General features: G+C 34.7%; 21 protein-coding genes and 5 tRNA genes. 22 read left to right on the forward strand and 4 right to left on the reverse strand.

What is annotated here, in order from left to right:
* Positions 1-27: 27 nt before the first annotated feature.
* Positions 28-2,223: an ATP-dependent DNA helicase RecQ gene (locus M2306_RS00570; RefSeq protein WP_259189644.1), complete on the forward strand. Its 2,196-nt coding sequence runs from the start codon at positions 28-30 to the stop codon at positions 2,221-2,223.
* Between the two features lie 161 nt (positions 2,224-2,384).
* Here M2306_RS00570 and M2306_RS00575 read toward each other — a convergent pair whose 3' ends face one another.
* Positions 2,385-2,624 (reverse strand): hypothetical protein, encoded by a 240-nt coding sequence (locus tag M2306_RS00575; RefSeq protein ID WP_115091414.1) that lies wholly within the window; start codon positions 2,622-2,624, stop codon positions 2,385-2,387.
* Between the two features lie 166 nt (positions 2,625-2,790).
* Here M2306_RS00575 and idi point away from each other — a divergent pair, with 166 nt between their 5' ends.
* From idi to cls, 13 genes are all read left to right on the forward strand, one after another.
* Positions 2,791-3,318 (forward strand): isopentenyl-diphosphate Delta-isomerase, encoded by a 528-nt coding sequence (idi, locus tag M2306_RS00580; RefSeq protein WP_259189643.1) that lies wholly within the window; start codon positions 2,791-2,793, stop codon positions 3,316-3,318.
* 6 nt (positions 3,319-3,324) lie between these two features.
* The gene (locus tag M2306_RS00585) at positions 3,325-3,741 is read left to right on the forward strand and encodes a 6-pyruvoyl trahydropterin synthase family protein (RefSeq protein WP_115091413.1); all 417 of its coding nucleotides are present in this window, start codon (positions 3,325-3,327) and stop codon (positions 3,739-3,741) included.
* Between the two features lie 95 nt (positions 3,742-3,836).
* Positions 3,837-4,805 (forward strand): type I phosphomannose isomerase catalytic subunit, encoded by a 969-nt coding sequence (locus M2306_RS00590; protein WP_259189640.1) that lies wholly within the window; start codon positions 3,837-3,839, stop codon positions 4,803-4,805.
* Positions 4,806-4,861: 56 nt separating this feature from the next.
* On the forward strand, positions 4,862-5,125 hold the full coding sequence (locus M2306_RS00595; RefSeq protein ID WP_259189639.1) for a hypothetical protein: 264 nt from the start codon (positions 4,862-4,864) through the stop codon (positions 5,123-5,125).
* An 81-nt stretch (positions 5,126-5,206) separates the two neighbouring features.
* Positions 5,207-5,280: transfer RNA gene (locus tag M2306_RS00600), tRNA-Thr, on the forward strand.
* A 40-nt stretch (positions 5,281-5,320) separates the two neighbouring features.
* Positions 5,321-5,394: transfer RNA gene (locus tag M2306_RS00605), tRNA-Thr, on the forward strand.
* Positions 5,395-5,434: 40 nt separating this feature from the next.
* Positions 5,435-5,508: transfer RNA gene (locus tag M2306_RS00610), tRNA-Thr, on the forward strand.
* Positions 5,509-5,547: 39 nt separating this feature from the next.
* Positions 5,548-5,621: transfer RNA gene (locus M2306_RS00615), tRNA-Thr, on the forward strand.
* Between the two features lie 37 nt (positions 5,622-5,658).
* Positions 5,659-5,732: transfer RNA gene (locus M2306_RS00620), tRNA-Thr, on the forward strand.
* Positions 5,733-6,213: 481 nt separating this feature from the next.
* The gene (locus M2306_RS00625; protein WP_259190813.1) at positions 6,214-7,338 is read left to right on the forward strand and encodes a sialate O-acetylesterase; all 1,125 of its coding nucleotides are present in this window, start codon (positions 6,214-6,216) and stop codon (positions 7,336-7,338) included.
* Positions 7,339-7,343: 5 nt separating this feature from the next.
* Positions 7,344-8,438, forward strand: a complete 1,095-nt coding sequence (locus tag M2306_RS00630) for a sialate O-acetylesterase (RefSeq protein WP_259190812.1) — start codon at positions 7,344-7,346, stop codon at positions 8,436-8,438.
* A gap of 181 nt (positions 8,439-8,619) precedes the next feature.
* Entirely contained in the window at positions 8,620-9,480 is an 861-nt protein-coding gene (locus M2306_RS00635; protein ID WP_259190810.1) for a hypothetical protein, read from the forward strand.
* A gap of 305 nt (positions 9,481-9,785) precedes the next feature.
* Positions 9,786-11,267: a cardiolipin synthase gene (gene cls, locus M2306_RS00640; RefSeq protein ID WP_374759775.1), complete on the forward strand. Its 1,482-nt coding sequence runs from the start codon at positions 9,786-9,788 to the stop codon at positions 11,265-11,267.
* Between the two features lie 217 nt (positions 11,268-11,484).
* Here the strand turns inward: cls and M2306_RS00645 are convergent, their stop codons facing one another.
* A complete protein-coding gene (locus M2306_RS00645) occupies positions 11,485-13,878 on the reverse strand; it encodes a TonB-dependent receptor (protein ID WP_259190809.1) in 2,394 nt (797 codons plus the stop codon).
* Between the two features lie 157 nt (positions 13,879-14,035).
* On the opposite strand from M2306_RS00645, the gene M2306_RS00650 reads away from it, so the two are divergent.
* The 4 genes from M2306_RS00650 (at position 14,036) to M2306_RS00665 (ending at position 16,617) form a co-directional block, all read left to right on the forward strand.
* A complete protein-coding gene (locus tag M2306_RS00650) occupies positions 14,036-14,617 on the forward strand; it encodes an LOG family protein (RefSeq protein WP_259190808.1) in 582 nt (193 codons plus the stop codon).
* A gap of 81 nt (positions 14,618-14,698) precedes the next feature.
* A complete protein-coding gene (locus tag M2306_RS00655; RefSeq protein ID WP_115091405.1) occupies positions 14,699-15,451 on the forward strand; it encodes an NYN domain-containing protein in 753 nt (250 codons plus the stop codon).
* A gap of 186 nt (positions 15,452-15,637) precedes the next feature.
* The gene (locus tag M2306_RS00660) at positions 15,638-15,886 is read left to right on the forward strand and encodes a hypothetical protein (protein WP_115091404.1); all 249 of its coding nucleotides are present in this window, start codon (positions 15,638-15,640) and stop codon (positions 15,884-15,886) included.
* 2 nt (positions 15,887-15,888) lie between these two features.
* On the forward strand, positions 15,889-16,617 hold the full coding sequence (locus tag M2306_RS00665) for a DUF3667 domain-containing protein (RefSeq protein WP_115091403.1): 729 nt from the start codon (positions 15,889-15,891) through the stop codon (positions 16,615-16,617).
* 33 nt (positions 16,618-16,650) lie between these two features.
* Here M2306_RS00665 and M2306_RS00670 read toward each other — a convergent pair whose 3' ends face one another.
* On the reverse strand, positions 16,651-17,391 hold the full coding sequence (locus M2306_RS00670; RefSeq protein WP_259190807.1) for a CDP-alcohol phosphatidyltransferase family protein: 741 nt from the start codon (positions 17,389-17,391) through the stop codon (positions 16,651-16,653).
* A gap of 149 nt (positions 17,392-17,540) precedes the next feature.
* Here M2306_RS00670 and M2306_RS00675 point away from each other — a divergent pair, with 149 nt between their 5' ends.
* The 4 genes from M2306_RS00675 (at position 17,541) to M2306_RS00690 (ending at position 21,240) form a co-directional block, all read left to right on the forward strand.
* Positions 17,541-18,617 carry a putative type IX sorting system protein PorV2 gene (locus M2306_RS00675; RefSeq protein WP_002987093.1) on the forward strand — a complete coding sequence of 359 codons (1,077 nt, stop codon included), beginning with the start codon at positions 17,541-17,543 and terminating at the stop codon, positions 18,615-18,617.
* Between the two features lie 3 nt (positions 18,618-18,620).
* Positions 18,621-19,736 carry a lipoprotein N-acyltransferase Lnb domain-containing protein gene (locus tag M2306_RS00680; RefSeq protein WP_259190806.1) on the forward strand — a complete coding sequence of 372 codons (1,116 nt, stop codon included), beginning with the start codon at positions 18,621-18,623 and terminating at the stop codon, positions 19,734-19,736.
* A gap of 17 nt (positions 19,737-19,753) precedes the next feature.
* Entirely contained in the window at positions 19,754-20,491 is a 738-nt protein-coding gene (locus M2306_RS00685) for a tyrosine-protein phosphatase (protein WP_259190805.1), read from the forward strand.
* Between the two features lie 128 nt (positions 20,492-20,619).
* A complete protein-coding gene (locus M2306_RS00690) occupies positions 20,620-21,240 on the forward strand; it encodes a hypothetical protein (RefSeq protein WP_259190804.1) in 621 nt (206 codons plus the stop codon).
* A gap of 58 nt (positions 21,241-21,298) precedes the next feature.
* On the opposite strand, the gene M2306_RS00695 is transcribed toward M2306_RS00690, so the two are convergent.
* Positions 21,299-21,688 (reverse strand): DUF1573 domain-containing protein, encoded by a 390-nt coding sequence (locus M2306_RS00695; protein ID WP_002987085.1) that lies wholly within the window; start codon positions 21,686-21,688, stop codon positions 21,299-21,301.
* Between the last annotated feature and the right edge of the window lie 101 nt (positions 21,689-21,789).

Below are 21,789 nucleotides of genomic sequence, written 5' to 3' on the forward strand. Positions count from 1 at the left end.
TTTATGTAAAATACCATACAAAATTAAATGAAATCAATTGAAATTGACTTGCACAAAGAGTTAAAGAGATTTTTTGGCTTTTCCCAGTTTAAGGGTCTTCAAGAAGACGTGGTGAAAAGTATTATCTCCGGGCACAATACATTTGTGATTATGCCTACAGGTGGTGGTAAATCACTTTGCTATCAATTACCTGCATTGGTTTTAGACGGAACAGCTATCGTTGTTTCTCCGTTGATCGCTCTGATGAAAAATCAAGTTGACGCTATTCGCAGCTTGTCTACAGAGCATGGAATTGCCCATGTTTTAAACTCTTCTTTGACCAAAACGGAAGTAAACCAGGTAAAAGAAGATATTAAGCAAGGAATAACAAAATTGTTATATGTAGCCCCAGAATCACTAACCAAAGAAGAGTATGTCAACTTCTTACAAGAGGTAAAGCTGTCTTTCGTCGCTATTGATGAAGCACACTGTATCTCAGAATGGGGGCATGACTTTAGGCCAGAATATAGAAACCTAAGGAATATTATCCGACAATTAGGCGATATTCCCATTATTGGTCTAACAGCTACTGCTACGCCCAAAGTACAAGAGGATATTCTGAAAAACCTCGAAATTCCCAACGCTAATGTTTTTAAAGCCTCATTTAATAGACCCAATCTATACTATGAGATTAAACCCAAAACGAAAAACATTGAGAGTGATATTATTCGCTTTATTAAGCAGCGAAAAGGAAAATCAGGTGTGATTTATTGCTTAAGTAGAAAAAAAGTAGAAGAAATTGCCAATGTATTGCAAGTAAATGGAATTAGTGCTGTTCCCTATCATGCGGGATTAGATGCTAAAACCAGAGCCAAACACCAAGATATGTTCCTGATGGAAGATGTCGATGTGGTTGTGGCGACGATTGCTTTCGGTATGGGAATTGATAAACCCGATGTACGTTATGTTATTCATCACGATATTCCAAAGTCGCTGGAAAGCTATTACCAAGAAACAGGTAGAGCTGGACGAGATGGAGGAGAAGGATGGTGCTTGGCGTATTACTCGTATAAAGATATTGAGAAATTAGAAAAGTTCATGGCTGGGAAGCCAATTGCGGAACAAGAAATTGGAATCGCCTTGCTGCAAGAAGTAGTCGCTTATGCTGAAACATCCATGTCAAGACGCAAATTTTTACTGCATTATTTTGGAGAGGAATTTGACGAAGTACATGGAGATGGTGCGGATATGGATGATAATGTTCGCAATCCGAAAAAGAAAAGTGAAGCGAAAGATGAACTTCAAAATGTGTTGAAGATCATTAGTGAAACAAAACAGGTATACAAAACCAAAGAAATTGTATTTGTACTTTTAGGAAAGTTAAATGCTTTGTTGAAAGTGAATAAAACAGATACACAAGCATTCTTTGGTTCTGGAAAAAATCAAGACGAACGTTTTTGGTTGGCTTTAATTAGACAAGCAAACGTAGCGGGTTATCTCAAAAAAGATATTGAATCTTACGGCGTTTTGAAATTGACAGAATTAGGGGAACGTTTTATCTCAACTCCTGTTTCTTTCTTGATGACAGAAGATCACGAATATGCTGATGGAGATAGTGCAGTTGAAAATGATGCGCCAAGAGCGGAACTTGTTATTGACCAAGTGTTGATTAATCTCTTAAAAGATTTACGTAAAAAAGTAGCCAAAAAAGCTGGTGTTCCTCCTTTTGTTGTTTTTCAAGACCCTTCTTTAGAAGAGATGTGCTTGAAATATCCAATTACTTTAGAGGAAATGGCAAACATCATTGGAGTGAGTGATGGAAAGGCGAAAAAGTTTGGGAAAGATTTTGTTGATGCAATTAAAAATTACGTAGAAGAAAACGATATTATCCGACCAGATGATTTAGTCGTAAAATCTACAGGAGCTAATTCTGCTTTGAAACTTTATATTATTCAAAGTGTCGATCGTAAATTGTCTTTGGACGATATTGCGAAAGCAAAAGGATTGGATATGGATGCCTTATTGAAAGAAATGGAGCAAATCGTATATTCCGGAACTAAATTGAATATCGACTATTGGTTGGATGAAGTATTAGATGAAGATCAACAAGAAGAAATCTACGATTACTTCATGGATTCTGAATCCGATAATATTAAAACCGCAATGGCCGAATTTGATGGTGAATATGATACGGAAGAATTGCGATTAATGCGCATTCAGTTTATTACAAAAGAAGCAAATTAAGAATAAAAATCCCTTGTGAGTATATATAAAACGCAAGGAAAGAAATAAAAAAATCCAGTGTAAGTTCTACACTGGATTTTTTATGTTATAAATTAATGTATCGTTTTTTAAACGATAAAGAAACGTTGATTGTAAATATAACTTTTTTTAAAATGGAGTATTTATTGCTCGTATAATTCTCCTCGATGTGGTTTTAATACATCTCTCAAGGTGCGCATTTGTTCATCATTAACAACGAGATAAGCAATGCTGTGTACATCACTTAGTACTTGCTTGTCTATAAGGGTTAATGGTAGTTTTTCCATAGCGACAAATTCGCGTAAATGAATCACATGATGATCCGCTATTTTTTCAGCATCAGGACCGCGAAAATCCCAAATGAGTTTGATTAATCTTTCCATAGGTCTCACAAAAGAAACAAAGGTAAATAAAATGTAGGGAAGTTCGGAATTTCAGTAATCTTTAGAAAGTATCAAAGCGAAAATGCAATTTTTAAACTCTTTGAGAGCATTGGTTTCCTATTTTGTTTTTTGTACTTTTGGAAGTGAAATAAATTTGAAACTAGGTATGATTGAAGAGCAAGTGATTTTAGTTAATGAGCAAGATGAACAAATAGGTACCATGGGCAAACAAGAGGCTCATGAAAAAGCTTTGTTGCATAGAGCGTTTTCTGTATTCATTTTTAATGATAAAAATGAAATCATGTTACAGCAACGTGCAGCGGAGAAGTACCACTCACCTTTATTATGGGCAAACACTTGTTGTAGTCATCAAAGAGTTGGGGAGACCAATATCGAAGCTGGGACACGTCGATTGAGAGAAGAGATGGGATTTGAAGTAGAGTTAAAAGATGTTTTTCATTTCATTTATAAAGCACCTTTTGACAATGGGCTAACGGAACATGAATTTGATCATGTGATGGTAGGGTATTATAATGGAGAACCTACAATTAACCCTGAAGAAGTAGAAGCGTGGAAATGGATGGGAATTGAAGAGGTGAAAAATGACATGGAAGCGAATCCTCAATTGTATACTGCTTGGTTTAAGATTATTTTTGCTAAGTTTTACCCGCATATCGAAGCACATAAAATCTAAGACATCATGAGATTAACAGTTAGCCGTAAAGCACATTTTAATGCAGCCCATCGCTTACATCGTCCAGATTGGTCAGATGAGCAAAATCAGACTGTATTTGGCAAGTGTAATAATCCTAATTTTCACGGACACAATTACGAATTAATCGTTCATGTGACGGGAGAAGTTGATCCTGAAACAGGGTTTGTGATGGATTTGAAAATCTTGTCTGATTTGATAAAATCGGAGATTGAAGAGGCTTTTGACCATAAAAACCTAAACTTGGATGTTATAGAATTCAAAAATCTAATTCCGACTGCAGAGTATATTGCAGTAGTGATTTGGCAAAAATTAAGACCTTTTATTGAAAAAGATAAAGATTTAGAGGTGGTTTTATATGAAACTTCTAGAAACTTTGTAACTTTTAAAGGGGAGGGGATTTAACATACTTAGTATTCATTAAAAGTTGTACATTTGCGTCTTGTTTTATGCAGTGTTCCTTCTGTGGACTACTGCAAAATGAGGAAGAAGTTAAGCCTATGAGTTTTATACAATATCCAATGATGTTTGAACCCATCCTAAAAGATAGAATTTGGGGAGGGGAGAAATTACATACTGTTTTAGGTAAACAGCAGATTTCTGATTCAATTGGAGAAAGCTGGGAAATTTCGAATGTTCCAGAAAATGTCAGCCTTGTTTCCAATGGCGGTTATAAAGGACAAAGCTTAGAAGAACTGATTAAAACCTATCCAGAAGATATCTTAGGTTCGTATATTGTATCGACTTTTGGATATCAATTCCCTTTGTTGTTTAAGTTTTTAGATGCAAAGGAGGATTTATCGATTCAGTTGCATCCCAATGATAAATTAGCGCGAGAACGACATAACTCTTTGGGGAAAACCGAAATGTGGTATGTCATGCAAGCCGATCCTGGTGCTAGAGTGGTAGTAGATTTTAAGGAAGGGGTGACCCAAGAAGATTATTTACAACATTTACACATCAAGACATTACCTGCTATTTTAAATGAGATTCCCGTAAAAAAAGGTGATGCTTTTTTTATCCAAACGGGAACTGTTCATGCCATAGGAGGCGGAGTTTTGTTAGCTGAAATCCAACAAACATCTGATATTACCTATCGCGTGTACGATTGGGATAGGGTCGATAGTGAAGGACAAACCCGAGAATTACACGTAGATTTAGCGTTAGAGGCGATTAATTACGAGAAAAAACAGGTTGTACTTTCTTATACGAAAGACATTAATCAAGCAAACCCTGTGGTATCGTGCCCGTTTTTTACGGTTAATTTAATCCCTTTAGAAGAACGATATGAAATAGAGAAGCCACTAGATCGCTTTTACCTTTATGTTTGTACAGAAGGGGCGTGTGAGCTTCAGATTAATACTTTGACGTGTGGAATTAAGAAAGGTCAGACGGTATTGATTCCTGCATCAGTGAAAAATTTAGTTGCAACTGGTCATGCAACGTTGTTAGAAATTTATATCGATTAGACCACCGATATCGAAAAGATAATATGTACTTTTGTTTAAAATTTAAATAAATTATTATGGCAAGTGTAAGAGGACTTAAGAAAGATGTTCACCAAGTATTGGGAGATATCATTGAAGCAATTTATATCCACGAATTGACAACAGATGGTGCTACAGAGCAAACATCTGCATTGATTGAAGAAGCATTGACAAGTTTCGACGAATTGATCGTTGACATCAATGCAAAAGGAGTAGAAAACAAAAAAGCACATTTTAAAGGTGTTTTTGTAAAGTTGGAAAATATTGCAGGTCAATTAGTTGAAAAAATAAACAACTTGTAATTAAAATAAAGCGAAAAAAAACACGCGGAATCAGTTGGAAGATTGAAAAAGCGTGTTATATTTGCACTCGAAAAATGAGTCGCCGGTGTAGCTCAGCTGGCTAGAGCAGCTGATTTGTAATCAGCAGGTCGTGGGTTCGAGTCCCTCCATCGGCTCAAAATTTTCGAGATTAAATATTGCAATACAATTTGAGTCGCCGGTGTAGCTCAGCTGGCTAGAGCAGCTGATTTGTAATCAGCAGGTCGTGGGTTCGAGTCCCTCCATCGGCTCAAATTTTTGAAGATTAAGTATTGCAAGGCAATTTGAGTCGCCGGTGTAGCTCAGCTGGCTAGAGCAGCTGATTTGTAATCAGCAGGTCGTGGGTTCGAGTCCCTCCATCGGCTCAAATTTTGAAGATTAAATATTACAAGGCAATTTGAGTCGCCGGTGTAGCTCAGCTGGCTAGAGCAGCTGATTTGTAATCAGCAGGTCGTGGGTTCGAGTCCCTCCATCGGCTCAAATTTTGAAAATTAAGTATTGCAAGGCAATAAGTTGCCGGTGTAGCTCAGCTGGCTAGAGCAGCTGATTTGTAATCAGCAGGTCGTGGGTTCGAGTCCCTCTATCGGCTCAAAAGCCTCCTAATTTTTTAGGAGGCTTTTTTGTTTTTATCCCTTTCCTCCTTTTAAAGTAGTATACGAAGTAACGAATCAAGTACAAAACTTGGGGGACAGTATCAAAAAGAGTGTTTTTTTAAGTAGACTTTTCCGATTCGTATGTCACCCTGAAAAATTAAAAAATCTCTTCCAGTTTTGTCATCCTGACGAAGGAAGGAGAAGGGTCGTATCCAATACATCCTATTCCGAAATACTAAAACTAATCCTACCTGAGTTTTTTAGACTTACCATAATCTATAAAGAGTGCACCTAATACTTATGAATCATTTCTTGATTTTGAAACAAAACAAATTTTGCCATTTTTCTCGCTTATATAATCTCTATTAGAGAATGTTTTTATAATTTAAAATAAAATGGATTTATATTATTTTAAAAATTGTTAAAACTTAAAAATATATTATACTTTTGTAGTTAAAATAATTAAAATATAAAATAATGAGAAGAAAACTAACGTTTCTATGTGCCTTTCTACTCTTGTTAGGAAGTAATGCACTCCAAGCTCAAGACACAACCTGTGCGCTTGATGCTAATGAACTATCGTATGATGTCATTCTAGTTGCTGGTCAATCTAATACACATTATGGATATCCACTTAATGCACAATTGGATACGGTAAATTCTCGTGTATATGAACTAAAACGACACGACAGTAAGAATTTTAGAATCAATCCAGCAGGACCAGTTCTTGATTTCTGGACACGACAAACGAATCGAAATAGCTTTGCTACTACCTTTTCAAATCTGTATATCAATACTTACCTGAAAGATAATAATCGAAAAGTACTTATTATTCCATGTGGGTATGCTGGAAGTAGTATTACGGATTGGACCCAAGGTAAGCGATTTTACAATGATGCAATGGAACGTGTAAATTATGTGTTGGATAATGTTCCAGGAAGCAAACTAGTGGCCATATTATGGCATCAAGGAGAAGCGAATGTTGGATGGAATCCCTATCAAACAACGCTTGATGGTATGATTACTGATATGAGAAACGATGTTCATCAAGTAGGGGGACAAGACATTCCTTTTATTGTAGGTGGAATGGTGCCATATTGGGTAAGTCGAAATGCGAGTAGAGGTGTACAACAAGCAATTATTAAAGATACACCTAATCGAGTTAGCAAAACCAGTTATGCCGATCCAGAATTTCCAACGGTAATTGATAAACCAAATAATGGTTTTGATGACATCCATTTCGATTCAGATGGACAAAGAGAAATGGGATTCCGTTATTTTAATGCGTATCGTACTTTAACAGATACAAATAGACAACCTCAAGCTATTCAAACTTTAGCTGTACCAGAACAGCCTATCGATATTGAATCTAATGCAACTAGATTGTTTCCTAATCCTGCTACAGATGTTGTAAATCTTGTATCTATTCAAAAGATTAAACAGGTGGAAATTTATAACCACAGTCAATCTCTTGTGTTTAATCATTCGTACAATCAAACGGAAATAACTATCGCAACAGCTAATCTGCCAGTTGGTTTGTATGTAGCACGTGTTACATTGGAAGATTATACGATAGAACATATTAAAATAATTAAAAAATAATTGAGATGAGATATTTATACCTTTTTATAACGTTATTTTTTGTCAACATTTCAGTTGCACAACAAAATGTAGATCCTTGTTTAGATGCAAGTGAAGGATATGACGTAATTTTAGTAGCAGGGCAATCCAATACTCATTATGGATACCCTTTAGATGTACAGTTGGATACAGTGCATGCTAAAGTATATGCAATACACAGACAAAGTGGGATGGATTACCGCATTGATAAAGCAAAACCAGCACTAGATTTCTGGACTAAAAGTACGGATAGAAATAGTTTTTCAGTTACGTTTTCTAATTTATATGCAACACAAATTTTGAAAAATTCTAACCGAAAAGTACTTATTATTCCTGCTGGATATTCAGGTAGTAGTATTGCAAATTGGAAAAAAGGAGGAAATCTTTATACAGATGCGATAGAACGCGTAAATTATGTATTGGATAATATCCATGGAAGTAGAGTCGTTGCCATCTTATGGCATCATGGAGAGGCAAACGTTGGATGGGCTCCCTATCAAGAAACATTGGATACAATGATTACTGACATGAGAAGTGATATTCATCAACAAAATATACAGGAGGTTCCGTTTATTTTAGGAGGAATGGTTCCTTACTGGGTAAGTAGAAATGCCAGTAGAGAGGTACAGCAAGCAATTATTAAAGACACACCTAATCGAGTGAATAATACTCGTTATGCGGATCCAGCATTTCCTACAGTAATTGATAAACCAAACAATGCTTTTGATGAGATTCATTTTGATGCAGCTGGGCAAAGAGAGATGGGAAAAAGATACTATAATGCATTTGTTGAATTCAAAGAGGTGAAATTTAAAGTATCGATTACAAGGTATCATGAATTTGAATACAAACAGGATGATTCAAAAGATATACCCGTAGATAAAATTGAGGTTACTGCAAATAAAAATATACAATCGGCTGTTGTTTATAACGCAAATAATACCTCGGTATTAACAGTAGATACTATTACGAACAATAGTTTTTCAGTAGAGGTTGAGGCTTTACCTTTGAGTGATCAAGCCTATCAGCTAAAAATAACAGATACTGATAATTTTACCCATATTTATCGTTTTTATCGCTAAAAATGAGAAAAAAGAAAAGAGTAGTTCGTTGATAACTACTCTTTTTTTTGTTTAATACCATCTAGGTATAGCTGTTTTACCATTTGTAAAAAGATACAATTAAAATTGTTTTTCCTTTTTGATACTTTGGAGTAACCTTTTTTCATTTTGTCAATTTATTTGCGCTTTAAATGAAAGACACATGAAAAAAAAAGTATTAATTATTTTTATGAATGCTTGTAGTTTAGGTTATGCACAATTGGGTGTAAATACGACTGAAATTACCAGTACATTAACTGTACAAGGATCTATTGCGGCTAACTATCGCGAAATAACAAATGCAACTTATGCGATTCAAAAGGATGATTATAATATTAGTTATCGAGGAAACAGTGGGGAGGGAGTATTTTATCTACCTTCAATTGAAGGTTCTGGAGATTCTTTTGGAAGGATGTACAACATCAAAAATTTATCAACTAAACAAAATTTAGTTGTAAGAACGCTAGGAACCCAATTTTTACAATTTGGAGGAGAAAACCCAGATAGAGTAACTGAATTTACTATTTATCCAGGACAACATCTGTATGTTGTTGCTAATAAGGATAACAATTGGATAGTATATGATGTTAATGATTCTTCTGTAGTAAAGACAGTGTATATAAGTAATGCTATTACAGAAAATTCGGTTATTCGTCTTGGAAATTATAGTTTTCGAATTTTAAAGACTGATCAACCGAGGGCTGGAGATATGTATTTACAAATCAGGTCACATAAAAATCAAGCGGATACTATGATTACTACTACAGCATATAATGATATATTTAGAGAGCGTAAATCATTTCGTACTAGTATCGATTATCTGTATCTAGATAACGAGAATTGGGGTAATGTAAATAAACAAGGCGGCTTTACTCTGTCTTCAGGCTATGTTATATCTCATGATACTCTTATTACTATTAAAAGTACAGGTGAATTATTTCGAGTTATCTGTACTGTATTTGGTGAAATTAGTAATAGTTCTGAAATCAAAAGACTTGTTATGAGAGTTGAGCGATTGCGTTAAAATGAGCTTGATAAAGAGGTATTTAATCTTGTTCTAGTTCCGATGAAATAATATGATGTATAGGTTGATTTGGACAGTATCAATTATAGCCTGGAAAAAGTTTTTTTAGTTGTGAAAAGCTAATTCAAAACAACGTAGTCTTTCATTAGACCTAGAATAAGTAAATATAATAGATAAAAGAATTGTAGTAAAGCGAATCAAAGTGTTTTTAGAGGTAAACATAGATAAGTTTAGAAAAAGAATGCTTAAATTTAGGTTTGCTTTTTAAGGCAAATACATTTACTTTATCGTAAAGAATTCAAACTATGATGTCATTATTTTTCGAATCAGAGTGGATCATTTATTGGGAAGTCGCGTACTTTATCATTGCAATTCTCGTGTCTATTCGAATTATTTATGACACGGATTCGATTTCCAAAACATTAGCTTATTTACTCCTAGTATTCTTTGTTCCTATTTTTGGAATTATTTTCTATTTTTCTTTTGGTATCAATTACCGACGACGAAAAATGTATTCTAAAAAATTAATCGCCAATGACAATTATGCTGAGCGATTCAATAAGCGTATTAGCGAAATACACCTTGATTTAACGCAACAAGGACATCCTATTGTTGATCAACATCGCTCGTTTGTCCAATTGCTCTCTAATGCAATTGTAGGCGAAGGTCCACTTTTGGTTGATAATGATGTAGAGCTCTTACAAAATGGAGAAGCTTTTTTTCCGCGCTTACTGCAAGATATTAAAGAAGCGAAACACCATATTCATATTGAGTATTATATCTATGAGAATAATGAAATAGGAAAAGAAATTGCCGATTTACTAAAAATAAAAGCACAAGAAGGAGTAGAAGTGCGTTTTATTTATGACGATTTTGGTAGTCGAAGTATACGCAAGAATATTGTGAAAGAACTTCGTGCAAATGGTGTACAGGCTTTTGCCTTTAATAAAATTATTCTATTGGCTTTAGCCAATCGTCTAAACTATCGCAATCACCGTAAAATCGTGGTGATAGATGGCCAAATTGCCTATACAGGAGGGATTAATATATCAGATCGCTATGACAATAGCAGAAAAGGGGAAAACGATTTCTTTTGGCGTGATACCCATATTCGAATTGAAGGAAGTGGTGCCTATGGTTTACAGCATGTTTTCTTGACAGATTGGAACTTTTGTAGCAAAGAAAATATTAATTTCTCTGCTGATTATTTCCCTAAAATTCACATGGGAAAACAAAAAATATTGCCTTTACAGGTTATTGCTTCTGGACCAGATTCGGATGTTCCTTCTATTTTATTTAGTGTATTACAGGCGATTCAGGCTGCCAAGAATGAAATTTGCATTACAACCCCTTACTATATCCCCGATGAATCACTTCAACTAGCGATTAAAATGGCGGTGCTTAGTGGAAAAAGAGTAAAGCTTTTACTACCTGGAATCACAGATTCACTAACGGTTAAATTAGCTTCTGAATCCTATTTCCAAGAGTTATTGGAATCAGGGGTTGAAATTTACTTGTATAAAAAAGGGTTTATCCACGCTAAAACATGGGTAACCGATTCAGGGATTAGCTCTGTAGGTACTTGTAATTTAGATCACCGTAGTTTTGATTTGAACTTTGAAGTAAATGTGGTACTTTATGATATGGATTTCGCCAACCAAATGCGTGCCATGTTTGAAGAGGACTGTAAAAATTCAATTCAATTGAAACTGAATCGCTGGAACAAACGCTCCAAATGGCACCGATTGAAAAACAGCTTTTTGCGTTTGCTATCTCCTTTGCTTTGATAGTGGTAATGAGAGAAGGTTATGGGGTAAGGTTGAGACGGTGAGAGGTCAGGCGATGAGAGGTCAGGCGATGAGACAATGAGATTTGACATAATAACTCTTCACTCTGAACTCACTCTTAACCCTTAACTCTTCACCATAAACTGTTAACCAAAAAAAAGGATCCCTTTTTCAAGGAACCCTCTTTCGCGTAATAATTGAAGTTTCTTATAGAAATCTAGAACAGTCCTCCTGATCCACCACTTTGTTTCGTGTTACTATCTCTATATTTTCGTTGTAATGAACGGCCTTTTCCACCTCCAAATGTATAGTTTACACCGATATATACCGATTGACTTTCCCAAGTGAATTCACCTGTTGAAGGGTAAGGATATTTTGTTTTGTATTTGTAAGACATGGTATTGAAAATATCATTGAATCTCACGCTGATACCTAATTTGTTATCGAGTAAAGCATAACGTGCTCCAGCATCGATTTTGTACATTTCTTGTGCATCAGATGTAATTCCATCAACAGCACCTCTATAGAATCCAAATAAGTTAAAACGCAAGTTCTTAGTTGCTTTGAAGTTACTGTTTAAACGCGCGTTGAAAGCATTCGCTGTAATATCGCGCAATACCGTTTGCATCGTTCCTGTTGCATCTAATTGAGAAACAAATCCCGTTTGTTTGATACTTGAGAAATCAATGGCAGGTTGCATGTCCCACCAAGGCGTAACAATAATATTAGCTGAAACCTCAAATCCATAAGCATCATTTGATTTGTAGTTGTCAAAAGTCATCAATAACGCATTTGGATTGTCATTTTCCGGATCATCGTAAATCACGTGATTGATTTCATGGTTAATGCGTCTGTAGTAAACTCCAGCTGTAATGCTACTTCTTTTCGCAAATAATCGAGTATAGTTTAATTCGACAGAGTTTGTGAACTGTGGTTTTAATTCTGGGTTACCAACCATAGTCATCAACGGAGTCGAGAACTGACGAACAGGGTTTGTTTGTCTTACTCCTGGACGATCTACACGACGGCTATAACTTACGTTAAACATATCGCTTTCTGTTAAGTTATATCCAACATAAACTGAAGGGTAAAGCGTCACATAATCGTCTTTAAAAGTAGAGGTACCATCTAATTTAGAATCTACTTTGTAGCTCTCTACTCTCGTTCCTACTTGGTAGTTGAACTTTCCTAAAGTCTGACCAAATGTAGCATAAGCAGAAAAGATATCTTGATCATACTTATTAGCAATAGCAGCTTGATTCGAAGGAATTAAAGGATTATTAGAACTGAAATTATTATCCGCTCTTGAAATTCTACCTTCCGCCCCTAATTCTAATTTTGTATGATCGTTTAATGGATTAACGTAATCGATATTTATTGTTGATAATGTGTTTTTATCGTTGTTTCCATCTTGATACAACAAATCACTATCAATTCCCAATTTTGTTCTATAGTCCCCATCCATATCCGCTTTGTTGATGTTGTGGTTTACCTCAATATCTAACGTATGTCCTTTCTTCTCAAACAAATGTTTGTAAGCTAGGTTATAGGTACTAAATGTATTCTTGTTGTCGTATTTTGTTTTTTGAAAAATATCTTCAAACGAGTGATCTGGATAAAGCGTTGTCGTTTTTAAATCCAAATTACTTTTGTTTGTACTTTGATTCGTATAGAAAGACAAGGTATTATTGTCATTGATATAGTAATCAACCCCTACTTTATACAAGATGTTTTTGTTGTGGCTCAACATGTCAATCGTCGTAGGCGATAAGATATCTTCACGAAACATAGTTCCATCATTCTTTGACTTACCATCCGAATAACTTGCATTTCCAAAGAAGTTTAATTTTCCTTGTCTGTAGTTTAGATTTAATGAAGTTGTTGATTGAATGTTTTTAGCAATGGTAACTCCACTATCTACCGAACCATTGAATCCATCTGCTGTGTTTTTGTGTAACACGATGTTGATGATTCCCGACATTCCTTCTGGATTGTATTTTGCACTTGGATTGGTAATCAATTCAATGCTTTTAATTGAAGTCGATGGAATTTGTTTCAACAATTGTTCAGCAGACATATTTGTTGGTCTTCCATCCAATAAGATTCGAACATTTTCATTTCCTCTTAAAGAGATTTTACCATCTTTGTCTACGTTAACAGATGGAATATTATTCATAATATCCGATGCAGTTGCTCCTACTGTTGTTAAGTCTTTTCCAACTGTAATCACTTTTCTGTCGATTTTTTGTTCAATCGTAGAGCGTTCAGCAACAATGTTTACATCCGCTAAAGTAGTTGATTCAGCTTCAAGATAGATTGTACCTAAATCAGTTGCGTTTTTCAACGCAATTTCTTTGTGATAAGGCGTATAACCAATAAATTGAATATCTAAGTTATACGTATCTGCTGCTGCAGTAATGGAGAAGGTACCATTATCAGCGGTCATTCCACCTGTGATAACTGCATCTCCTTTTTTCAAAGTAATCGTTGCATAGGGAATCGCTTCATTGAGTTTTTTATCAAGTACACGCCCTGTTATTTTTACTGAACCTTGGGCATATATACCACAAACGGAAAGTAGAAAAAACAATAAAGATAGTTTTGAATTCATTGGATTAGTTGAATTAAGTTTTTGTCTACTCTAATAGACTGAGAAACGTTACTTTTGTTACATGATAAAAAGTAGAAAAAATTAAATAATCAAATGTTTTTATTTTAACTATCTGATTTTTAGTTGTTTTATGGTTATTTAGATAAATTATAAATTTATGAGGTACACAGTATTTTGCGGTTCAAGCGCAGGAAATAAAGAAATATACGTTCAACAAGCAACTGCTTTGGGAACTGCATTAGCGCAACATCAAATTGGTGTTGTTTACGGAGGTGCAAAGGTTGGTTTAATGGGAGCAATTGCGGATGGGGCATTAGCTCATGGTGGAGAGGTAATAGGAGTTCTTCCCCATTTTTTAGCCGATGTAGAATTAGGTCACACTCGTTTAAGTGAACTTCTTTTTGTGGAAACGATGCATGAACGCAAAGCAAAAATGGATGAATTATCAGATGGAATCATTGCTTTACCTGGTGGATATGGCACACTAGAAGAATTTTTTGAAGTATTAACTTGGGGACAATTGGGATTGCATAAAAAGCCAATTGCATTATTTAATGTGGATGGATTTTATAATCCTTTATTAGAAATGATCGCCACCATGGTAAAACAAGGCTTCTTAAAAGAGGAAAACCAAAACATGATTATTGTATCAGATGATATTGAAGATTTATTGCACCAAATGAAAGTGTACGAAGCACCGAAAGTGGGGAAATGGGTCGTTCAGAAAGAAAATAGCTAACATGCTAAAAAAAGATTAAAATTGAAGTTTATCCCCTGTTTTTTTCGTATTTTACCTACTTGAGTTTGAATACGATAAAAAATGGAAAAAAACAATAATAATATAGCGATACTCGTCGATGGAGATAACGCACAAGCCAAATTATTACAAAATATATTAAATGAGGTGTCTAAATATGGTAAGGTTACTATTCGCCGTATTTACGGAGATTGGACTACCCCTCAGATGAATAGTTGGAAGGATTTACTCAATGACTTATCCTTTTCACCGATTCAAAAGTTTAATTATACTTCAGGAAAGAATTCGACAGATAGTTCCTTGATTATTGATGCCATGGATATTTTACATGCAAAAATGGTAGATGGATTCTGTATTGTTTCGAGTGATAGTGATTATACAGGACTAGCGAAGCGAATTCGTGAGGAAGGAATCTTTGTGATGGGAATTGGAGAAAAGAAAACTCCCAATGCCTTTGTTCAGTCTTGTGAAATTTTTACCTATTGTGAAACGTTGATGCCCAAGGCGGCTAAAGCAGAAAAAAATACCAACCAAGAGAAAAAACAAGTGGTTGGTGAGGAAGAAGATAACGATACACTTACCATCACTAAAAAAGAAATGCGCCTAATTGATAAAGCGTTTGATATGTCAGTCGATGAGGAAGTAGAAGCGTATATTTCTACCGTTGGAAATAACCTGCGTAAATTAGATCCTAGTTTTGACTCGCGTGATTATGGGTTTAGAAACTTAACCGAAATGTTTAAGCACCTAAAAACATATGAAGTCATCAATAATAATGTAAAAGGATTAAATCATCCTTTAGTCAAAAAAAAGTAACCGAAAGGTTACTTTTTTTGTTTGAGCCAACTTTTTTCAATGGGGTTGATGGAATGACTTTATTTTGTATTGCGGTTTTTTATACATTTGGATGAAACAAAACGGTTTTTATTGCTATTTGTCTTGGATTGTTAATCCATGGCAGCAGTTCATAGAACTAGATCCTACTAAACCAAACCTATACTGATGAAAGAACAAGAATTAAAAGCATTGACGGATGAAGCGTTAATCGAAAAAGGCAAAAAGGCGAGAACGTATTATTTAATTAATGCCGCTATTATAGGTGCATTTATTGGGGTTTCTTTATATAATACCTATAAAAAAGGCGTGGACTTTTTTACGTTCTTCCCTTTGTTTTTTGCTTTCATCTTAGTGAAGAGTGGGCAAGATTATAAATCTATTGAAAAAGAATTAAAACTCCGTAATTTAAAATAAAGATGGCTAGCTGTTCTACTTGTAAAACGGATAGTTCAGGCGATTTCTGTAGTTGCTGTGGAAATCCTCTAGTTATTCATCGTATTGATAAATCTTACCTTACACAAGAACTCTTGAAGCTGATCGGATACGAAAGTGGCTTCCTTTATACAGCCAAGGGTTTACTTCTTCGACCAGGAAAGGTAATTCGAGAGTATATCCAGGAGGATAGACAAAAGATAACCAAACCTATTACGTATCTTATTCTTACTTCGTTGATTTACACCTTCATTTCTCATTACTTTAAAACAGATATGATACAGAATGAAATGCTCAAAAGAATGTATGGCGATTCATTGACTTATCAATTGTTTTATTGGGTGCAAAATAATTATGGGTATGCAAATTTATTGCTGTTAGTACCTATTACTTTATGGACAAGATTTCTGTTTGGCGATTATAAATACAATCTATATGAAACCTTTGTCGTCATGAGTTTAGTGATGGCGGAAGGCATGTTGCTGTATACGCTTCATGTTGTTTTGAATTTTATTTTCCCTACAATAGCGCTGTTAAACGAGTTTATTATGGGGTTTATTATGCTGGTGTATTTAACGTGGAGTATTGGCCAATTTTATGAAGGAAAACGCCTTAGTTATTTCAAGGCACTACTCAGTTATGTCTTGGGTATGGCTACTTTTCAAGTGGTTATCGTAATAGTTGGAACGATATTGAGTCTTATACTAAAATAATTAAAAAAGGGTCTGCATTTGCAGACCCTTTTTTTAAGCTATTTCTTTTTTCGTTGTGGCATTTTTAACCACCGAAAGTAAAATGTAAAGCAAGATAATAATTGGAATGGCTAAATAATGTAAAGCGATCAATAGAATAATTGAAACGATTACAAATCCCAATTGCAATTTATAAGCCCCTAAGTTTTTAGGATTAATTTTTAGAGAAAATAAAGGCAACTCCGCATTCATGATATAAGCACTCAATACACTGATGATGACTAATACATACGGATTGCTCAAGAAAGAAATAACCGCTTCAGAATTAGTTGTGCTTACAATTAGAGGTAAACTCAAGATGAAAAGCGCATTTCCTGGAGTTGGTAGTCCAATAAACGATTCTGTTTGTCGTGTATCAATATTGAATTTAGCCAAACGATAAGCAGCTCCCAATGTAATTAGAAAACCTAAATACGGAACAATAGCCATATAATAAGTCTCAGGTGTAAGATTATACGGTCCTTGTGTCTCTTGAATATTAGCTAACTGTTTGTAAATGATTAATCCGGGTACTACACCACTTGTTACCATATCCGCTAAAGAATCCAATTGAAGACCTAACTCGCTCTTAACATTGAGGATGCGTGCTACAAATCCATCCCAATAATCGAAGAAAATACCAATACATACCCATAAAAAGGCCATGTGAATATTGTCGTCAAAAGCATAGATACAAGCAATTAACCCTGATGCTAAGTTTAATAAAGTGATGAAATTTGGAAGGTGTTTTTTCATGTATGTTTTATTTTAGTCTTTGTATATTTAAAATAAATGGACTTGATTTCCTATACAAAGGTATCATAAACTTAGTAATAATAATATCTTCCTAGCCTTTTAGTTTTTTACTATTTTTACAACTTAGTATGAATAATAAATATAGGTTTGTGAAAAAGCTAACAGTATGTACGTTATTACTTTGCATAGGGATTGCTGCTCATGCACAAAAGGCAAGAAAATATTCCAATGAATTTTTGAACATTGGAGTAGATGCCGTTGCGATGGGAATGGCAAACAGTGTGGTTTCTTCGAGTGGAGATGTGAATTCGGTCTATTGGAATCCTGCAGGACTCATGCAATTGGAAGATCAACAAGTGGCTTTGATGCATGCTAGTTATTTCGCTAATATTGCCCAATATGATTATGCGGCATTCGCTATGCCTTTGGATGAACGTAGCGCTTTGGGAATCTCCATCATCCGTTTTGGTGTTGATGATATTATGAATACAACGGAATTAATCGATCAACACGGAAATATTGATTACAACCGCATCAGCTTATTCTCTGCTGCAGATTATGCTTTTGTACTCTCTTATGCTCGTAATACACCAATTCCAGGATTAACGTATGGAGTTAATGCTAAAGTTGTACGACGTATAATCGGAAAATTCGCCAATTCATGGGGATTTGGATTCGATGCAGGTGTGCAGTACAAAACCAATTCGGATTGGATGTTTGGAGTGATGGCAAGAGATATAACAACCACCTATAATATGTGGAATATCAATAAAAAAGAATACAGTAAAGTACAAAATGCCGTTGAAGGAATGAATCAGGAATTGCCTGAGACGACAGAGATTACACTGCCTAAATTACAAATGGGAGTCTCTAAAAATGTAAAACTGACACGCGATTTGAATATGTTAGCCGCTTTTGCACTTCATGTTGAGTTTGCGGAAACCAATGCCGTGATTTCAAGTGGTTCTATGAGTATGACTCCTTCCTTAGGGGTTGAATTTGGATACGCTAATTTAGTATTCGTTCGCGGTGGAGTAGGTAACTTTCAGAATAACAGACAAATGGATAATACGGAAAAAATGGAATTCCAGCCTAATATAGGGGTAGGGTTCCATTATAAAGGCATTCAGGTAGATTATGCCTTGACGGATATTGGAGACCAAAGTGCAGCTATTTACTCCAATGTATTCTCATTAAAATTAGATTTAGGAATTTTTAGAAAATAAAAAATGAAAAGAATAATAGTGCTGTTCTTCGCGGTGTTTATGATACAATGGAGCTATGGAAATACAGCAAATAGACAATTGTCAGACAAAGCAAAAGTAAGCGTTTTAACTTGTGGAACAGGAGGACAATTGTATTCCCTTTTTGGACATACAGCTATTCGAGTATACGATCCCGCAGAAGGGATTGACCGAGTATATAACTATGGATTATTCGATTTTAGAATACCTAATTTCTACGCAAAATTCGTGAAGGGAGATTTGCTTTATTTTGTCGATTATGAAGGATATGAGAGCTTTGTAGTGAATTATGCGTATGATAATCGCTCTGTTGTTGAGCAAGAATTAAATCTGTCTCAAACACAAAAACAAGAGGTTTGGAGCCTGTTAAATGAATCTTTAAAAGAAGAAAACCGATATTATACCTATAAGTTTATAGACAACAACTGTACAACTAAGGTTGTGGATGTACTAAATCAAGTATTGTCAACACCTGTAAAAGTTGATGTGGAAGAAAATAAAGGAAACTATCGTACCATATTAAACACCTATTTAAGAGATCGTTATTTTGAGAAATTAGGAATTAACCTCATTTTTGGAAATAAAGTTGACCATCCTGCTACTTTGTTATTCTTACCAGATAAGTTTCAAGCAGGTCTTGCTCAATCCATGAACGGAGATCAGCCTTTGGTTAAAGAAGAACTCCTCGTTTTTCAATCGAAACCTGTAGATAATTATGTATGGTGGAATACCTACTGGTTCGCTTCAGTGGTTTGTGCGCTATTGTTAGGTTTATCTATCAATCGTATCGTGCGTTCCATTTATTTCATTGTTATGGGGCTTTTTGGTGTATTTTTTCTTTTAGTTGGGTTTTATTCTCTACACAGTGAAGTATTATTAAATAATGTGGTTTTTTTGTGTAATCCTATCTTACTTTTTATTCCATTTGTTAAAAATAAGAGTAAAATTAAAAGAATTTTAGTAATGATTGTTGTGTTCTTGTTAATTTTGTATGTTGTTTTGAATTTATTCTCAGAAAAGCTAATTATTACATTACCTTTGTATGTCTTAACTCTTGGAACCTTGTTTTTAGAGTTTAGAGCAAATACACAAAAAGAATAGAGCAAAAATAACAAGCTATGTTTTCATTTTTTAAATCTAAACCGATTTTAAAAAGCTTAATCCCTCAAGGTTATGTGGATATTCATTCCCATTTGATTTATGGTATTGATGATGGAGCTAAGACAATTGAAGATACAAAATATATTATTTCTTCTATGCAGAGCCTTGGTTTTGAACAAGCTATTGCTACGCCACATACTACGCCTTTGGTGTGGGAAAATACACGTGAAGGTATTTTAGATCAATACCAACTGGTACAAGAACAATTGCCACAAGAAGCGAAAGCAATCGAATTAAGAGTCGCATCAGAGTATTTGATGGATGAGAGTTTATTGCCACGCATCGAAAATAAAGAGCTTTTAACGTTAAAGGGCGATTACGTTTTGGTTGAAATGTCCTATATGAATCCGCCCATTCAATTGATGGATATCTTATTTCAATTGAAATCCAGCGGATATGATATTGTATTGGCTCACCCAGAACGCTATAATTTTTACCATCAAAATACAGCCATGTATAAGAAATTGAAAAAAGCAGGTTGCCTTTTTCAAATGAATCTATTATCAGTAACCGGGTATTATGGTAAACATGTATTAGAAGCTGCAAACTATTTGCTGCAACAGGGTTTAATCGACTTTGTGGGATCTGATATCCACCATGAAAAACACATCAAAGGTTTTGATGCAAAAGTTGAGGTAAAAGCCATTGAGTTTTTTACTCAAGCGATTAATAATAATCAAGAGTTTAGAAAGTAGATTAATTTTATTTTCTATTGTAACTATTTGATTTGTAGTGGTTTTTGTTTAAAATACTTGAATGCATTATTGTCTGAATTATAGATAAAAGTTACTTTAGTAGAAGTAATAATATAAAATTTTTGACAATGAAAAAAGCATTAATTCTACTTGTTTTAGGAGCTGTTTTTATTACAGGATGTAGTAAGGATAGTACAAAAGAAAAGGAAGATCAAACAACAAAAGAAGCCTTGTTAGATTTAAAAATAAAGGAGGCTACTAAGGTATTTGATAAGTATGGATGGACACCTGATTCTAATGTCGATCGGAATAGTAAGGCATTTAGAGCAGAATATGAGCAGATGGATTTAGAACAGTTGGATAAGATGCTCAAGATGTTCCATGAAGGGGTTGAATATGAAAATATTGATTCCATAAAGGAAGATAATAAAGGAGGTACAGATTATACAATAAATTCTACAAGTTCGTATATTGCAGGTAATCACAGTTTTGAATTTGGTAGCTCTACAAGTAGAATAGATTTTGATTTTAGCTCTGTTGTAGTATCTTCTTCTAGTGCAGAAATTAGTGTGCCAATTGTAACAGCGACTTATGTACATAAGGAGGGGGGAACATTCCAATATCAAGGTGAAACTGCCCAAGTTGAGGTGAAAGGGGAGATTACTTATGCAGGGAATAAAAGAAACTCAGTTATGAAAGGTTGGGTTGATAAAGTTGGTAACGGAAAAGTAACTAGTTTTAGAATATAAAGTATTAACATAAAAAAAGCCACTCAATGGAGTGGCTTTTTTTATGTTTGGATAAAGATTATTTATCTACAACTTCACCTTTAATTCTCAAAGGCACTGTACCGTTTTCATAGTTTACTGCATTAGATTCAACAGTAATTGTACGGCTAATTCTTCCGATGCTCATGTTGTATTTTACATCGATGTTTCCTTTTTTACCAGGCATGATTGGCTCAGTTGGTTTTGAAGGAACTGTACATCCACATGTAGAACGTACGTTTGTAATGATCAACGGTTGATCACCTGTGTTTGTGAATTCGAATGAACGTAATCCATCGTCATTCCCTCTGATTACTGTTCCGTAATCAATTGTGTTGTTCTCAGCTGCGAACTGAATTTTAGGACCACTTTGAGCGAATGATAAGGCACTAGATAAGACTAATGCGAATACTGCTATTAATTTTTTCATTACTATAATTTTTGTTGTTCTGTAAAATTAAAAACTTTTAGAAAACTCGCAAATTTTTTTCGCATATTCGATTTTAGATATACTTTTATAATTGCCGAGTA

The organism is Myroides gitamensis (assembly GCF_029894455.1).
Classification (GTDB): Bacteria; Bacteroidota; Bacteroidia; order Flavobacteriales; family Flavobacteriaceae; genus Flavobacterium; species Flavobacterium odoratum.

Excerpts from the sequence above, each read along its gene's own strand:
- M2306_RS00570 (WP_259189644.1), top strand. The coding sequence starts at position 28 with ATGAAATCAATTGAAATTGACTTGCACAAAGAGTTAAAGAGATTTTTT.
- M2306_RS00575 (WP_115091414.1), bottom strand. The coding sequence starts at position 2,624 with ATGGAAAGATTAATCAAACTCATTTGGGATTTTCGCGGTCCTGATGCT.
- idi (WP_259189643.1), top strand. The coding sequence starts at position 2,791 with ATGATTGAAGAGCAAGTGATTTTAGTTAATGAGCAAGATGAACAAATA.
- M2306_RS00585 (WP_115091413.1), top strand. The coding sequence starts at position 3,325 with ATGAGATTAACAGTTAGCCGTAAAGCACATTTTAATGCAGCCCATCGC.
- M2306_RS00590 (WP_259189640.1), top strand. The coding sequence starts at position 3,837 with ATGAGTTTTATACAATATCCAATGATGTTTGAACCCATCCTAAAAGAT.
- M2306_RS00595 (WP_259189639.1), top strand. The coding sequence starts at position 4,862 with ATGGCAAGTGTAAGAGGACTTAAGAAAGATGTTCACCAAGTATTGGGA.
- M2306_RS00625 (WP_259190813.1), top strand. The coding sequence starts at position 6,214 with ATGAGAAGAAAACTAACGTTTCTATGTGCCTTTCTACTCTTGTTAGGA.
- M2306_RS00630 (WP_259190812.1), top strand. The coding sequence starts at position 7,344 with ATGAGATATTTATACCTTTTTATAACGTTATTTTTTGTCAACATTTCA.
- M2306_RS00635 (WP_259190810.1), top strand. The coding sequence starts at position 8,620 with ATGAAAAAAAAAGTATTAATTATTTTTATGAATGCTTGTAGTTTAGGT.
- cls (WP_374759775.1), top strand. The coding sequence starts at position 9,786 with ATGATGTCATTATTTTTCGAATCAGAGTGGATCATTTATTGGGAAGTC.
- M2306_RS00645 (WP_259190809.1), bottom strand. The coding sequence starts at position 13,878 with ATGAATTCAAAACTATCTTTATTGTTTTTTCTACTTTCCGTTTGTGGT.
- M2306_RS00650 (WP_259190808.1), top strand. The coding sequence starts at position 14,036 with ATGAGGTACACAGTATTTTGCGGTTCAAGCGCAGGAAATAAAGAAATA.
- M2306_RS00655 (WP_115091405.1), top strand. The coding sequence starts at position 14,699 with ATGGAAAAAAACAATAATAATATAGCGATACTCGTCGATGGAGATAAC.
- M2306_RS00660 (WP_115091404.1), top strand. The coding sequence starts at position 15,638 with ATGAAAGAACAAGAATTAAAAGCATTGACGGATGAAGCGTTAATCGAA.
- M2306_RS00665 (WP_115091403.1), top strand. The coding sequence starts at position 15,889 with ATGGCTAGCTGTTCTACTTGTAAAACGGATAGTTCAGGCGATTTCTGT.
- M2306_RS00670 (WP_259190807.1), bottom strand. The coding sequence starts at position 17,391 with ATGAAAAAACACCTTCCAAATTTCATCACTTTATTAAACTTAGCATCA.
- M2306_RS00680 (WP_259190806.1), top strand. The coding sequence starts at position 18,621 with ATGAAAAGAATAATAGTGCTGTTCTTCGCGGTGTTTATGATACAATGG.
- M2306_RS00685 (WP_259190805.1), top strand. The coding sequence starts at position 19,754 with ATGTTTTCATTTTTTAAATCTAAACCGATTTTAAAAAGCTTAATCCCT.
- M2306_RS00690 (WP_259190804.1), top strand. The coding sequence starts at position 20,620 with ATGAAAAAAGCATTAATTCTACTTGTTTTAGGAGCTGTTTTTATTACA.
- M2306_RS00695 (WP_002987085.1), bottom strand. The coding sequence starts at position 21,688 with ATGAAAAAATTAATAGCAGTATTCGCATTAGTCTTATCTAGTGCCTTA.